At 69.2% G+C, this 14,818-nt stretch carries 14 protein-coding genes; 12 read left to right on the forward strand and 2 right to left on the reverse strand.

Annotated features, from left to right (window positions below):
• Positions 1 to 26: 26 nt before the first annotated feature.
• Positions 27 to 1,034 (reverse strand): nonaprenyl/(2E,6E)-farnesyl/geranylgeranyl diphosphat synthase, encoded by a 1,008-nt coding sequence (gene grcC1 / locus R2K23_RS18695; protein ID WP_316511652.1) that lies wholly within the window; start codon positions 1,032 to 1,034, stop codon positions 27 to 29.
• Between the two features lie 27 nt (positions 1,035 to 1,061).
• Between grcC1 and menJ the strand changes: the two genes are divergently transcribed.
• Positions 1,062 to 2,300: a menaquinone reductase gene (gene menJ, locus R2K23_RS18700; RefSeq protein WP_316517393.1), complete on the forward strand. Its 1,239-nt coding sequence runs from the start codon at positions 1,062 to 1,064 to the stop codon at positions 2,298 to 2,300.
• A gap of 6 nt (positions 2,301 to 2,306) precedes the next feature.
• Here menJ and R2K23_RS18705 read toward each other — a convergent pair whose 3' ends face one another.
• Positions 2,307 to 3,554: a TetR/AcrR family transcriptional regulator gene (locus tag R2K23_RS18705; RefSeq protein WP_316511655.1), complete on the reverse strand. Its 1,248-nt coding sequence runs from the start codon at positions 3,552 to 3,554 to the stop codon at positions 2,307 to 2,309.
• 291 nt (positions 3,555 to 3,845) lie between these two features.
• Between R2K23_RS18705 and R2K23_RS18710 the strand changes: the two genes are divergently transcribed.
• From R2K23_RS18710 to R2K23_RS18760, 11 genes are all read left to right on the forward strand, one after another.
• Complete coding sequence (locus tag R2K23_RS18710) at positions 3,846 to 4,658, forward strand: MlaE family ABC transporter permease (protein WP_316511657.1); 813 nt, start codon at positions 3,846 to 3,848, stop codon at positions 4,656 to 4,658.
• On the forward strand, positions 4,655 to 5,512 hold the full coding sequence (locus R2K23_RS18715; RefSeq protein WP_316511659.1) for an MlaE family ABC transporter permease: 858 nt from the start codon (positions 4,655 to 4,657) through the stop codon (positions 5,510 to 5,512). The genes R2K23_RS18710 and R2K23_RS18715 overlap by 4 nt, the downstream gene beginning before the upstream one ends.
• Positions 5,512 to 6,921 (forward strand): MCE family protein, encoded by a 1,410-nt coding sequence (locus tag R2K23_RS18720; RefSeq protein WP_316511660.1) that lies wholly within the window; start codon positions 5,512 to 5,514, stop codon positions 6,919 to 6,921. Before R2K23_RS18715 ends, R2K23_RS18720 begins: the two co-directional genes overlap by 1 nt.
• Positions 6,918 to 7,964: an MlaD family protein gene (locus tag R2K23_RS18725; protein ID WP_316511661.1), complete on the forward strand. Its 1,047-nt coding sequence runs from the start codon at positions 6,918 to 6,920 to the stop codon at positions 7,962 to 7,964. The genes R2K23_RS18720 and R2K23_RS18725 overlap by 4 nt, the downstream gene beginning before the upstream one ends.
• On the forward strand, positions 7,964 to 9,016 hold the full coding sequence (locus tag R2K23_RS18730; RefSeq protein WP_316511662.1) for an MCE family protein: 1,053 nt from the start codon (positions 7,964 to 7,966) through the stop codon (positions 9,014 to 9,016). The genes R2K23_RS18725 and R2K23_RS18730 overlap by 1 nt, the downstream gene beginning before the upstream one ends.
• Positions 9,013 to 10,125, forward strand: a complete 1,113-nt coding sequence (locus R2K23_RS18735) for an MCE family protein (protein ID WP_316511663.1) — start codon at positions 9,013 to 9,015, stop codon at positions 10,123 to 10,125. The genes R2K23_RS18730 and R2K23_RS18735 overlap by 4 nt, the downstream gene beginning before the upstream one ends.
• Positions 10,122 to 11,189 (forward strand): MlaD family protein, encoded by a 1,068-nt coding sequence (locus R2K23_RS18740; RefSeq protein WP_316511664.1) that lies wholly within the window; start codon positions 10,122 to 10,124, stop codon positions 11,187 to 11,189. Before R2K23_RS18735 ends, R2K23_RS18740 begins: the two co-directional genes overlap by 4 nt.
• Positions 11,186 to 12,400, forward strand: a complete 1,215-nt coding sequence (locus tag R2K23_RS18745) for an MCE family protein (protein WP_316511665.1) — start codon at positions 11,186 to 11,188, stop codon at positions 12,398 to 12,400. Before R2K23_RS18740 ends, R2K23_RS18745 begins: the two co-directional genes overlap by 4 nt.
• Entirely contained in the window at positions 12,387 to 13,001 is a 615-nt protein-coding gene (locus tag R2K23_RS18750) for a mce associated protein mas1a (RefSeq protein ID WP_316511666.1), read from the forward strand. Before R2K23_RS18745 ends, R2K23_RS18750 begins: the two co-directional genes overlap by 14 nt.
• 40 nt (positions 13,002 to 13,041) lie before the next feature.
• Positions 13,042 to 13,944: an oxygenase MpaB family protein gene (locus R2K23_RS18755; RefSeq protein ID WP_316511667.1), complete on the forward strand. Its 903-nt coding sequence runs from the start codon at positions 13,042 to 13,044 to the stop codon at positions 13,942 to 13,944.
• A gap of 91 nt (positions 13,945 to 14,035) precedes the next feature.
• A complete protein-coding gene (locus R2K23_RS18760) occupies positions 14,036 to 14,806 on the forward strand; it encodes an oxygenase MpaB family protein (RefSeq protein WP_316511668.1) in 771 nt (256 codons plus the stop codon).
• Positions 14,807 to 14,818: the final 12 nt, after the last annotated feature.

Raw genomic sequence — 14,818 nt, forward strand, 5'->3', positions numbered from 1 at the left:
GAGGCACCGAAGTTCCGGGAACGGAACTACCCGTCTCGGTTGACGGTGTAGTTCACCAGCGATGCCAGGGCGTACCGGCCGGGCCCCTCGGGCAGTTGCTCCAGCTCGGTGAGCGCCTGCGCGGCGTAGTCGCGCACGGTCTGCTTGGCCCGGGCCATGCCCGGCGACCGGCGCAGCAGCCCCAGCGCCTCGGCCAGCACCGCGTCGTCCTCCACCGGGGTCTTCAGCAGCTCCCGCAACCGCGCCGCGTCCGGCCCGTCCTCGCGCAGGGCGTAGAGCACCGGCAGGGTGTGCACACCCTCGCGCAGGTCAGTGCCGGGCAGCTTGCCCGACTCGTCGGGGTCGCTGTCGATGTCGATGATGTCGTCGGAGATCTGGAAGACCATGCCCACCTGCCCGCCGAGCCGGGCCAGGCGCTCGACCTGCTCCTCGGACGCCCCGGAGAAGGTGGCACCGAAGCGACCCGACGCCGAGATCAGGCAGGCGGTCTTCTCGTAGACCACCTTCAGATAGTGCTCGATGGGATCGGCGTCCTCGGCCGGGCCGCGGGTCTCCCGCATCTGACCGGTGACCAGCTCGGCGAACGTGTCGGCGATCACCAGGACCGCGTCCGGGCCCAGCCGCGACACCAGCCGCGAGGCCGTCGCGAACAGGTAGTCACCCGCCAGGATGGCGATGTTGTTGCTCCACCGCGCGTTGGCGCTGGGCGCCCCGCGACGCACCTGGGCGTCGTCCATCACGTCGTCGTGGTAGAGCGTCGCGAGGTGCACCATCTCGATCACCGCGCCGGCGATGGTGACCTCCGGGGCCTCCGGTCGCGGCCCCATTCCCGCCGCCAACACGGTGAACAGCGGCCGGAACCGCTTCCCGCCGGCCCGGAACAGGTGCTGCACCGCCTCCGACATCAGGCCGTCGGCCCGGCCGAGTTCGGCCTCCATCAACCGCTCGATCTGGCCCACTCCATCGCGGACACTTCGCGCGAAATCGGGGTCCCCGAAGTCCACTCCCGCAACCACGCTCGCCGGCGTCCTCATGCGTCCAACATACTGGGCTTCGTGAACATCTCGGAATCAACCTGCGCCGTCCACACCGCCGAGGTGGCTGTGGTGGGCGCCGGACCGGCTGGTTCCGCGGCCGCAGCCTGGGCCGCACGCGCCGGCCACGACGTCGTCGTCATCGATTCCGCCACCTTCCCCCGGGACAAGGCCTGCGGCGACGGGCTGACCCCGCGGGCGGTCGCCGAGCTCGGCCTGCTCGGCCTGGACGGCTGGCTCGACGAGCACATCCGCCATCGCGGGCTGCGGTTGGCCGGCTTCGGTTCGACAGTGCAGGTCGACTGGCCCGGACCCGCTTTCCCGGCCACCGGTTCGGCGGTCCCCCGCACCGAGCTCGACGACCGGATCCGCCAAGTCGCCGAGGACGCCGGCGCCAAGATGCTGCTCGGGGTGAAAGTCGTTGACGTCGAACGGGATTCCACCGGACGCGTGAGCGCGGTGGTGCTCTCCGACGGCGCCCGGGTGCGCTGCCGCACCCTGATCGTCGCCGACGGCGCCCGTTCGACGTTGGGCCGGGTGCTGGGCCGGCAATGGCATCAGGAAACCGTCTACGGCGTGGCGGTGCGCGGCTACCTGGACTCCCCGCGCGCCGACGAACCGTGGATCTCCTCGGACCTGGAACTGCGCTCCACCGACGGCGCCGTCCTGCCCGGATACGGCTGGATCTTCCCGCTCGGCAACGGGCGGGTGAACCTCGGGGTGGGCGCGTTGGCCACCGTCAAACGGCCCGCCGACGTCGCGCTCAAGCCGTTGATCAGGCATTACACCGAACTCAAGCGGGCCGACTGGGGTTTCGAGGGCCCGCCGCGGGAGGTGTCCTCGGCGCTGCTGCCCATGGGCGGCGCGGTGTCCGGGGTCGCCGGGCCCAACTGGATGCTGATCGGCGACGCGGCCGCGTGCGTCAACCCGCTCAACGGTGAGGGCATCGACTACGGGCTGGAAACCGGTCGACTGGCGGCCGAGCTGCTCGGCGCCGCCGATCTGTCGCTGGCCTGGCCCGCCGTGCTGCAGGAGCACTACGCCAAGGGGTTCTCAGTGGCGCGTCGCCTGGCGCTGCTGCTGACCATCCCGCGGTTCCTGCCGCTGACCGGACCGATCGCGATGCGCTCGAGCGCGCTGATGGGGATCGCCGTGCGCGTCATGGGCAACCTCGTCACCGACGAGGACGCCGACTGGGTGGCGCGGGTGTGGCGCACTGCCGGGGCGACGTCGCGGCGCATCGATCGCCGCAAGCCGTTCGAATAGGCGGGTTCAGGCCGACAGGTCGACGGACACCCCGCCAGGTTCGCTTTGCCGCGTCGCACTCGGCTGACCGCCCAACAACGTGGTCGCCATCAACGTGCGCACCCAGGCCCGCGCCTGGGCCGAGCCGGCGCCGTCACCCAACCCGACCAGCCGCCCGACGTCCACGACGAGGGCGAAGGCGGCGTGGACCGCGATGCGGGCCTCGGCCAGGCCGTACTGCGGCCGGACGGCGGTCAGCAGCTGCGCCCAGGCCTCCACCGTCGCGCGCTGAATGTTGCGCAGCACCTTGTGATCCGCGGACGGCAGGTTGGTCCGTTCGGTGTGGTAGACGTGGGCGAGTTCGGGGTTCTCGAAGGACCTGGCGATGTAGGCGTCGATGAGCCGGTTCAACGTCCGTTCCGGATCAGGTTCGGCGGCAAGGGCATTGGCGACGTCGGCGGACACCCGGTCGGCCGCCCGCCGGAAGGAGGCGGCCAGGATGTCGGCCTTGCCGGAGAAGTACCGGTAGATCCCCGAGGCCGGCATGCCGACCGCGCCGGCGATGTCCTCCACGCTGGTCTGGTGGTAACCGTTGCGGTGGAACAGGATCAACGACTCGCGCAGTACCTCCTCGTAGCGGCCGGCACTCACCTCGGCCGGCATGACGGGCTCGGCACTTGAGATCCCCTCGGGCAGTTCGACATTCAGGACGGCCGCCGCCCGGTCGAGGAGCAACGCCCGCAGCGGCGCGACACCGAGTTGCGCGTGGTGATCGGCGACCGAACCAATCACGCTCAGCGCGGCCGCCGACAACGTCCAGCGCTGCCGACCGGTCAACCCGGGCCGCAGTTCGCTCAGCGGCACCTGGATGCGGCGGTTGACCGACTTCAGCTGGCCCATCAGCAGGCTGTAGTCGTCGCCGAGAAGATAGCGGGCCTGGCGCCGGTACAGCCCCCCGGAACTCCGGTTCGCCAGCGCCGTGTCGATCAGTGCATTCAGGATCTGATCGCGCAACTCCACCGGCGCCACCGTGTCCGGGGCGTCCCCGACGAAATCGGTACAGTCCTGCAGCTGAGTGCCCAGCGCCAGAACGGCGTCTCGGAACAACTGGTACTTGCCGGACGCGTGGCGGTACAGTGCCGCAGCCGAGATACCGACGCGGGTGGCGATGTCGTCCATGCTCACCGCGTGATAGCCGGACTCCCCGAAGGCCTCGGCCGCGGCGCGGGCGATCTGGGCCTTGCGGTTACGGGGTCGCCTGCGAACCGAGGACATGGCGGACACGGTAACCCACCGAAGCCCCCTGAGTCAGGTCGGAGGGTTCGCGAACACCGCCCAACTTAGAGAAGCGCCCGCAACGCCTCGATATCCGCCTGCACCCCCGCTGACTACCTACGGAGTGCGACGACGCGGCCCGAGAACCGATCCCGACGGTCCGAGCCGAGGTTCCGAATGAGCATTAACTTAGACCTTGCGCGAACGATCCGAACTGTGCCATGCTCCACTCTGCCGGGGGGTCGGGACATGCACCCCGGACGGCAACACACCGACCCCGGGAAGGACGCCATGACCTACGAGCTGCCGGCCACCAAAGGCCCGCTGCGCGACCTCATGGTCCAGGGCGGCTACGTCCTGGGGTTCTCGGTACAGGCACTCGTCAGCGTCGGAGTGGCGATCGTCCGGCGGCGGCTGGCCCTCGACGAACTGGTGACCCAAACATTGTTCATCGGCCGGGTCTGCACCGGCCCCGCGCTGCTGCTGATGATGCCGATCGGCGTGTTCATCGCCGTCTCGGTCGGCGAACTCGCCGGCCGGATCGGCGCCGGCGGCTACTCGGGCGCGGTGGTGGCCTTCATCGTCGTCGGGCAGGCGGCCGCGCTGGTCTGCGCCCTGATGATGGCGGGTGTCGCGGGGTCGGCCATCTGCACCGACCTGGGCTCCCGGAAGATCCGTGAAGAAGTGGACGCCATGGAGGTCATGGGCCTCGACGTGATCGAGCGCCTGGTCGCACCGCGGTTGATCGCGGCGGTCATCGTGTCGGTCGCGCTGTGTGCCATGGTGACCTTCGGCGGCGTCCTGGCCTGCTACGCCTACCACATTGGCGTGCAACAACTTCCGGCCGGAAGCTTCCTGGCCACCTTCAGCCAGTACGGCCGGGTCTCCGACTTCGCGATGGCGTTGGTCAAGGCCGCCGTCTTCGGTCTCACCGCCACCCTGGTGGCGACCTTCAAGGGGTTGCACGCCAAGGGCGGCCCGCGCGGGGTGGCCGACTCGGTGAACGAGGCCGTGGTGCTCGCCTTCGCGTTGGTGTTCATCCTCAACACCATCCTGTCGGCGCTGTACACGGTGGTCGTCCCGGCGGTGGGTAGCTACCGATGACCGCCCTGACCACCTCGGCCCCCCTGCGCCGCGCGGCCCAGCCCGCGGCGGCCGGCTACAACGCGCTGGCCGTCGTCGGCCAGCACGTCAGCTTCTACGGCAAGGTCCTCGCCTCCCTGCCCTACGCGCTGGTCCGGTACCGCAAGCATTCGCTCAGCCAGATCGGCGAGGTCACCTTCGGGAACTCGTCGCTGCTCTCCGGCGGCGGGACCATCGGCATCGTGTTCGCGATGTCGCTGGCCGCCGCGATGATGCTGGGCGTCGAGACCCAGCGGGGTCTGGACCTGGTCGGGATGAACACCCTCTCAGGGATGCTCGCCGCCGTCGCCAACACCCGCGAGCTGGCACCGGTGGTGGTGGCGATCGCGTTGGCCGCCAAGGTCGGTACCGGCTTCACCGCGCAGATCGGCGCCATGCGGATCTCCGACGAGATCGACGCGCTCGACGCGATGGCGCTACGCTCCATCCCCTTCCTGGTCGGCACCCGGGTGATCGCCGCGGTGGTCTGCGTCATCCCGATCTACATGATCGGCCTGCTGGCCAGCTACCTGTCCACCCGCACGGTGGTGGTGTACTTCAACGGGGCCTCGCCGGGCACCTACGACTACTTCTTCCACCTGGCGCTGGGCCCGCAGGATCTGCTGTATTCCGGGATCAAGGCGATTGTCTTCGCCGTCGTCGTCGCGCTGGTGCACTGCACCTACGGTTACTTCGCATCCGGCGGCCCCGAGGGAGTCGGCCAGGCCGCCGGCCGCGCGCTGCGCACCGCCATCCTGGCCATCGGCGTGCTGGACGTCCTGCTGACCTTCGCGCTGTGGGGCCTGGTACCCGAGATCCCGGGAATGGGGGTGTGATGCTCGGCCGAAAGACGCGGCGCCGCAAGCCGTTTTTGCCCGGGCGCCCCTGGCTCGCGGTGCGGGGGCTGATCGCCGTCGCGGTCGCCGGTGTCGTCGCGGCGGTTCTCATCGGCCGCGCGACCGGCAGCCTCGACCCCACCGGCGACGTCTTCGTCGGCGTGCCCGCCTCGGCCGGACTCATCACCACCGCCGCGCCGGTGCGCTACCACGGCGTCAACGTCGGCCGGATCGCCGAGATCCAGTCCGGCACCGAGACTTCCCGGGTGCGCCTCGCGATCGACCGCGACGCGCTGCCGATGATCCCCGCCAACGTGGTGGCCCGCATCGTGCCGCGGACCTTCTTCGGGGACATCTACCTGCAACTCGCCGACGGACCGCACCGCGGCGACGCCCGACCGCTCAGCGCCGGGGCCACCATCTCGGTCGACGACAGCGCCGACGCGTTGGCCCTCTACGACGTCTTCACCAAGATCGTCGACGTCTTCTCCACGCTGCAGCCGGAGAAGATGCAGACCGCGCTCACCGCCGTCAGCCAGGCCCTGCGCGACCGGGGATCCCAGATCGGTTCCACCATCGACAATCTCAGCGCGGCCTCGACGACCCTGACGCCCACCGTGACCCAGTTCCTGGACACCACGCCGCAGTTCCGCGACGTGATGAGCGCACTGCACACCGCGACACCCGACATCCTGACCACCCTGTCGGCCGCCACCAACGTCTCCGAGCGGCTCGCCGACGACCAGGCGGCCTTCGGGACCGCGCTCGGCGAGATGGCCGGGCTGGGCTCGGTGCTCACCGCCTTCTTCGCCGACCACCGCGATCAGTTCATCACCGTCCTCGACGCCGGCGGCAAGGTGCTGGCCACCACGGCGGCCCAGCCCGACGGTCTGGTCGAAACGCTGGCCGGCGCGAAAACCTTCGGCGACGCGGGTGCGCGCACGTTCGCCACCGGGAAGTTCAGCATCACCGCCGTGGCCACCTTCGCCGGCCCGATGCCCTACACCGCCGCGGACTGCCCGGTCTACGGGACGACCTACGGCGCGCACTGCGCCGACGCCGACCCGTTCAACCCCGTCCCGACCACGCCCCTTCAGATTCCCCTGCCCGACTCCGTGGACCTGAAAGCGCCGCCGCCGGTGGCCTTCTTCCCCGAGGGCCAGCGCAGCGGCGGCGTGCCGCCACCGCCACCGCCGGGTCCGGCTCCGGGTCCGGCTCCCGGTCCAGGCTTTCCCGCCGAGGCCGCGCCGGCGTCGGCGATCGTCGGCGGCGCAGTGGAGTCCCACGCGCTCGGCGTCCTGCAGAACGAGGTATTGGGTCACGACGCCGGCGAGGCCACCGAGCCCCACATCGCCACCGTGGTGCTGCTCGGCCCACTGGTGCGCGGCACGGAGGTGCGGGTGTCATGAAGGTCGGTTGGCAGTCCTGGGCAAAGGTGGGCAGTTTCTGCGCCGCCGGCGTGATGAGCGGGTTGTTGGTGATCAACACGCTCTCGGTTCCGGTGCGCGGAAACACCACCCACTACGTCGCGCAGTTCAGCAGCGTCGAGGGGCTCAGCGTCGGTAACCCGGTCACCATGAACGGGATCCGCATCGGCCGCGTCGATTCGATCCGGTTCGCCGACAACGGCCAGGGCACCAGTCGCGCCGACGTGGGCCTCGAGGTCCGGTCCCGTTACGCGCTGACCACCGATGTCACCGCCGCGGTGCGCTACGGCGACATGCTCGGCGCCCGGTACGTCGCGCTGTCCGACCCCACCGGCACCGTGCAGGAACTGTCCACCGGCGAACCCCGTCAGTTGCTGGCCGCCGGCGGCGTCATCCCGCTGGCCGCGACCAGCCCGGCCGTCGACCTGACCGCCCTGCTCAACGGCTTCAAGCCGCTGTTCGAGGCGCTCGAGCCCGCGCAGGTCAACACGCTCACCCGCGGCTTCGTCGAAACCTTCGGCGGCCAAACGCAAACGGTGACCACCCTGCTGGCCCAGGTCGCCACCATGACCGCGTCGATGGACCACAACGAGGCGATCTTCACCAAGCTGATCGACAACGTGTCGGCGCTGATGAGCACGGTCGATGCGCGTCAACCGCAGCTCGCGGAGATGGTGGGCGGGCTCGAACGCCTCACCGCGACGGTCACCGGTCCCAATGGCCAGCTGGAACTGCTCCTCGACCAGGGCAACGCGGTGCTCGCCACCCTCGCCAACACCGTCACGCAGTCCAGCGCCGCTTACGGCCAGGCCATCACCGACCTCAACACCATGCTGGACGCCTGGGGCCAGAACACCGCGGACTTCGAGGCGCTGGTCGAAAAGCTGCCGCACTTCGCGGATTCCATCAACCGGTCCAGCAGCTACGGCGGATTCGTCAGCCTGTACCTCTGCAACTTCACGCTCAAGATCGCCAAACACGAGGCGAACATCTTCGGCAGCCGGCATACGGAGGTGTGCCTGTGATGTTCCTGGTGAAACTCATCGACCTGTTCGTCGGGGCGGTGTTGTTCCTGCTCAAGAAGGACCGCGGACACAATCCGACGATCCCCTTCACCCTCGGCGCCATCGGCACCATCGGCCTGGTCGTACTGATGCTGGTGACCATCGGCCTGCCGCGCGTCTTCTACCAGGCCCGCACCGAACCGTTCACCGCCGAGATGGCCAACGCCAGCGGACTGACCAGCGGCGACCCGGTGTACGTCGCCGGCGTGCCGGCCGGGCGCGTGGAGCGGGTGAACCTGGCCGGTGACCGCGTCCGGGTCGACTTCCGGCTCGACGACGGCCAACCGCTCGGCAACCAGACCACCGCCACGGTGCGACTGCGCACCGTGCTGGGTAAGCGGTTCCTCGACGTCATGCCCGCCGGCGTGGTCGATCCGCAGGACGGCAACCTGATCCCGCTCGCCCGCACCACGGTGCCCTACAGCCTCGACGAGGTCGGCCGCGAAGCCGAAGACGCCGCGGCCGGCCTCGACCAGCAGGCGCTGACCGCGGCCATGCGCACCGTGCACGAATCCATTCCCAGCGACAACGCCGACCTGAGTGCCGCGCTCGCCGGGATCAGCAGCGCCAGCGCCGTTTTCGCCGAGAGCGGCGACAAGTTCGACCAGCTGCTGCGGATCTCGCGGTCGCTGTCGGAGCTGCTCGTCGAGCAGAACGAGTCGGTGGCCAACACCGCCGCCAACGCCGCGCACATCGTCTCGGCCCTGACCGCCCGCCGCGACGCGCTCGGCCAGATCGTCACCAACCTCAGCGCGCTGGTGCGCGAGCTGTCAGCCGTCTACGGCGCCAAGCAGGAGGAGTTCAGCGAGGTGATCACCAAGCTCACCGGCATCACGGCAACGCTGCGCGACAACGCCGAACACATCGACGCCACGCTGCGCACCCTGCCGCCGGCCATGCGGGCGGTCACCAACGCCACCGGCAACGGCAACTGGGCCGACGTCAACTCGCCGTCCCTGGTGATGCCGGACAACCTGCTGTGCGCCTTGAACATCCAGAGGTCGTGCCGATGAGTCACCGCAACCGCGCCGTCGTGCTGGCCGTGGCCGTCCTGGTCTTCCTGGGCGCCGGTGGCTGGTATGTCTTCGGCCGCACCGACAACGCCACGGTCCTGCACGCCGACTTCACCTACGTCAACGGCATCTACCCGGGCAGCAAGGTCACCGTGCTGGGGGTGCCCGTCGGCCGCGTCACCGGCGTCACGCCGCAGGGCACCACGGTGCGGGTGTCGATGTCGCTGCCGGCGGATGTGCAACTTCCCGCCGACGTCGACGCCTACATCATGAGCCCCGCGTTGATCAGCGACCGCAGCGTCGAGCTGGGCCCCGCCTACAGCGGCAGCGGGCCGCAGATGACCTCGGACCACGTCATCCCGGTCGAGCGCACACATGCCCCGATCACCTTCGACAGCATGCTGAGCAGCCTGACCGCCCTCACCGATGCGCTGGGCCCCGACCAGGGCGACCTGGGCCAACTGCTGGCCCGCGGTGCGGACCAGTGGCGCGGTCAGGGCAAGCAATTCAACACGGCCATCCGCAATCTCAGCAGCGCCACCGGCGTCGTCGGCGCCCGCGCCGAGGACATCGACACCGTCGTGGAGAACCTCGACACCATGCTGGCCGCCTTCAACCAGCGGCAGGTGTCGTTGAACGACCTGGTGGGTTCCCTTGGCCTGCTCGGGGATTCCTGGGCGGATCAGAACCTGGACATCACCGGGGCGATGAACGACCTCAAGACCGTGCTGGATCAGGTGAACACGGTGGTGCACAAGCACACCGACGACATGGGCACCATTGCGGCGAACCTCAACGCCGTGGGCGACGTCCTGACCGGGCGGCAGCCCGAACTCGCCGAGTTCATGGATCTGCTCCCGCTGATGATGCAAAACCTGTCGAACACCATTGGCCCCGACCGGCGCGGCCGCATCCGGCTCAACGTGTCCTCGGCGCTCAAGCAGTTCGCCGACGCGCACAACTTCTGCGAGCGGCACCAGTGGGAGATCTGCTCGGGCATCGGCATCGTCAACCCGTTGTCGTTCCCCATCAGCCGGTCCGACCCGCTGGGCATCGTCAGCGCCGTCACCGGCGTCATCCCCCCGCCGAATCCGGAGCACCCGCGATGAGTCGCCTACCCAAGCCCGCGAGCACCACGGCCGCCATGCTGGGCATCGCCGCACTGAGCGGCGTGGCGCTGTGGGCCGGGTCCGACATCGGCATCCAGGATCTTCCGCTGGGACGCAGCGCGCCGGGCCAGGCGATGTCGGTGACAGTGATCCTGCCGACCGCCGACGGGATCGCCATCGGCGCCGACGTCCGCGACGGCCAGAAGGTGGTCGGCCGGGTCAGCAAGCTGAACCTGAATGCCTCCGGCGCGTCGGTCGAGTTGAGCGTGCGCGCCGACGCCAACCTGCCCGCCAACACCATCGCCAGCGTGGAACTCCCGTCGGCCCTGGGCAATCCGTTCGTGCGGCTGGCCGCGCCCGCCCAGCCGGCCGGCCGGGCGCTACGCGACGGCGACGTCATCCCGCCGACCCAGACCGAGCTGGGCCCGCAGATCGAGACGGCGTTGGCGACGTTCGGTGCGCTGATGTCCCGCAGCGGCGTGGACCAGCTGACCACGATCGTCAACGAACTCGACCAGGCGTTCGGCGGACGCTCCGAGAAGATTCACGGCCTGATCGACGCCATGTCGGTACTCACCGCCAAGACCCGGGAACACCAGGCCGATTTCGATCAGGCGCTGAGCCTGGCCGCCGACATCAGCGCGCAGTTCGAACGCGAACAGCACACCGTCGGCGCCTATCTGGACTCGCTGCCGCGGGTGGTGGCCATGCTCGACGTCCAGCGAGCCAAGCTCGAGACGCTGTTCGCCTCGACCACCGCGCTGGCCGCCACCGCCAACGACGCCTTCGCCCACGCCGACACCGCGGCGCTGGTACAGGACGCCGGCACCGTGGTGAGCGCCCTGAGCAGCTACAACGACCGGCTCACCGAAACCCTGACCACCATGAACACCTTCCTCGACCGGTTCGGGGAGTCCGTGCACGGCGACTATCTGATGTTCGATGGCGCACTGGACATTCCGGGCACCATCGACAAGCTGCTCACCGGCGGCCTGATCGTCAACGGCATTCCCATCACCGGCCAGCAGGCGCTGGACGGCTTCCTCTCCGGGGGGCTGCATTGACCCGGCTGGTTCTGGTCCAGGTGGCCATCTTCGCCGCGATCAGCGCGATCGTGGTGCCGTTCAGCATCCGGTACGTGGTGGGCGCGCAGGGCTTCACGACGCCGATGACGTTGCACGCCACCATGGTCGACGGCTTCGGCCTGACCGCGGGCACCAGCGTCACGGTCCGCGGCGTGGAGATCGGCACGGTCGCCGACGTCGGCCTGGCCCCCGAGGGCGGGGCCCGGGTGCGGCTGTCGGTCGATCCGGACGCGCGCATCCCGCGGGACTCGATCATGACCGTCGGCATGGGCACCGCCGCCGGCATCCAGAGCGTCGACATCTTCCCGCAGTCCGCCGACGGCCCCTACCTCGAATCCGGCGACACCATCGCCGCCCCGGCCGACCGTCAGCCGGTGCAGATGGACCGCGTCATGCTGGACGCCGGGCGACTGGTCAAGGGCATCGACGCACGCGCTGTCGGCGACGTCGCCCACGAACTGTCCGAATCGTTCACCGGGCTGGGCCCCAGCCTGGCCTCGCTGATCGACAGCGCCGCCGTCATCTCCGAGGGCTTGCACGAGCGCACCGCGCAACTGCAGCCGCTCATCGAGGGCACCGCCCGGTTGGTCACCACCATGGCCGCCCAGCAGCACAGCTTCGTGCGCGGGATGAACGCGAGCGCGCGCTTTGCGACCCAACTCGACGACAGCGGACCGGTGTTCCTGCACCTGACCGACCAGTCGCCGGCGGCGCTGGCGTCCGTGCGGGCCGCACTGGACACCTACCGCGACACCTTCGGTGCGACGCTGGCCAACCTGGCCACGGTCGCGCCGATCGTCGGCGACCGCACCGCCTCCCTGGAGACCGGCCTGACCGCCATCCCGCAAGGGCTGTACGACCTTTCGTCCATCGTCAAGGGTGATCGCGCGGACTTCGCGCTGATCGCGACGCAGGGCCCGGTCTGTGTGCACGACGTGGACCGGCGCACCATCGGCGACGTCACCCCCGTGGAGCCGAACCTGGTGCGCTACTGCCCGCCGTCCCCGGACATGCAGATGCGGGGCGCCGCCAACGCGCCGCGACCGAACGACCTGGGGATGCAGAACTCGCAGATCCCCGGCGGCGTGGTCGGCCCACCGGTGGTCCGCGACCCGATCAAGATCCCCACCCTGGCCGAGCTCGTCTACAAGTGGCGAATGATCCTACGGAACAACGATGTCCCGCGATGACCTGACAGATCCGGAGGATCCCGACGTGTCCACCACGCAGACCGTCGTCGACGACGAAACCGATCTCGACAGCACCGACGGCGCGGCCACGGCCGACGCCGCAGTCGAGACCCCCGCCGCCGCGCGGCGGTCCTGGCTGCGGCGCGCCGTGGTACCCGTGCTGCTGGTCGCGGTGCTGGCCCTCGGCGGCGCGCTGGGCTACACGCTGTACCAGCAGAGCGAGTTGCACCGGTGGCAGGAGCAGGCCGTGGCCACCGCCGGCGACTACCTGGTGGCGATGGCGTCGTTCGACTACCAGAACCTGGATGCCAACAAGGGCACCATCACCGCCGACTCCACCCCGGAGTTCGCCCAGAAGTACGACGAGATGGTGGCGGCGCTGCGCGACATCGTGGTGACCAGCAAGGGCGTCGCCGCCGCGACCGCCGACCACGTCGCGGTGGAGCGCCTGGACGAGGAGTCGGCCACCGTCATCGGCTTCGTCGACCAGCAGGTCACCAACGTCACTGCACCCGAAGGGAACACGCAGCGCTACCGGATGCTCGTCGAGCTGGTACGCAGCGGCGATCGCTGGCTTGTCAACGACGTGAAGACCCTGTGACGCGGTAGCCGCCCACCCGAACCGACAAAAGGAGATCGCGATGCCAGTGCAGTACCGCGCCGTCGACGTACAACCGGTGTTGACCACCGCGCAGACGCGCATCCAGATCACCCAGCGCACCCCACGCTGGGACCGCAAGCAGCTCGACCTCACCGATGCGCTGGACTTCTGGTCCGCGGCAGCCTCGGCGGCCAACGTCATCATGCAGTTGAGCTGGCCGGAGGTCGGCTACGGCGTGGCCGAGAGCCGCGTGGAGTCCGGCTCGCTGATGCACCATCCGTGGAAGCGGCTGCGCACCACCGCGCAGTACCTGGCCGTCGCGATCCTGGGCACCCAGGAGGAGCGCGACGCCTACCGGGACGCGGTCAACGTCGCGCACCGGCAGGTCCGTTCCACCGCCGACAGCCCGGTCAAGTACAACGCCTTCAACCGCGAGCTCCAATTGTGGGTGGCCGCCTGCCTGTTCATCTTCTACGAGGACACCCACCAGCTGCTGCACGGCGCCATGACCGAGGAGCAGGCGGAGACCTTCTACCAGAGCGCGATGCCGATCGGCACCACGCTGCAGGTCCTCGAGGACCAGTGGCCGGCCTCCCGCGCCGACTTCGACGTGTACTGGAACAAGGCGTGCGAACGCATCGAGATGGACGACTTCGTGCGCGACTTCCTCGAGCATCTGGTCGCCCTCAAGATGATCAACATCGTGCCGCGGCTGGTTCTTGCGCCGCTGCTGAGGTTTTTGACCAACGGTTTTCTGGCGCCGGTGTTCCGCGACGCGATGGGTTGGGAATGGAGCGAGACCGACCGGCGACGCTTCGAGCACCTGTTCCTGTTCGTGTCGTTCGTCAACCGGTTCATCCCGCGGTTCATCCGGACCTACAACTACACCGTGCTGATGAAGGATCTACGGCGTCGCCTCCGCCGTCAGAAGGCCATCCTCTGATCTCTTTTCTCTTGCGCGAGCGGGCGCGTCCCCGGCCGACACGCCGAGCAATTTTCGTGGTCTGCGCACGCTCGCGATACGGAGCAACGCCATGACGGACAACCGGTTTCGCGGCTACATCGGCGACCGGCGATTGCGGTTCATGCTGCCGCGGGCGGTGTGTCTGCAACTGCTGCACCCCGCGATCGCCGCCGGCATCTGGGAGCATGCGCTGCTGCGCGAGCGGATCTGGCAGCACAAGAAGCGCACCGTCACCGCGTCGATCGACATCGCCTTCACCGACAACGACATGCGCTCGGTGATCCGGTTCGGCCACGAGCATGTCAAGGGCCGCACCGCCGACGGCGCCAAGTATCACGCGCTGGATCCCGAGATCTTCCATTTCCAGCACGCCACCTACGTGGAAAGCATTGTGGCGATGGTGAATTCGTTCATCCGACCGCTCAACGACGACGAACACGAACAGCTTTATCAGCAGTGCTGCGACTGGTATCGCCGGTACGGAATCTCGGCGCGCGCGTTGCCGCCGGACTGGCCGTCCTTCCAGGAATACTTCCAGAACTACTGTGACGCAGAACTGTGCGCCGGCGAGCACTTCGAGCGCTTTCGCGACGAGATCTTCGCGCCGTCGGACTGGTGGCCTGCCCGGGTGCCCCGCTCGGCGATCCGCGCGATGCAGCATGCGAAGGCGATCGAGCTCACCGGCGTGCAGCCCAGCGCGGCGGACCGACGGGCGTTGCGCACGTTCGCCGCGGCGTGTCGGGTGGGCGCGGTGATCCCCGCGCTGTGGGCGCCCGCGAAGGTGCGCAAACACCGGAAATCACCCGGCGTGTCGGCCGGGGACGCACGCGCTCGCGAGTAAAACGGGCTAGGG

This window comes from Mycolicibacterium sp. MU0050 (assembly GCF_963378085.1).
Classification (GTDB): domain Bacteria; phylum Actinomycetota; class Actinomycetes; order Mycobacteriales; family Mycobacteriaceae; genus Mycobacterium; species Mycobacterium wendilense.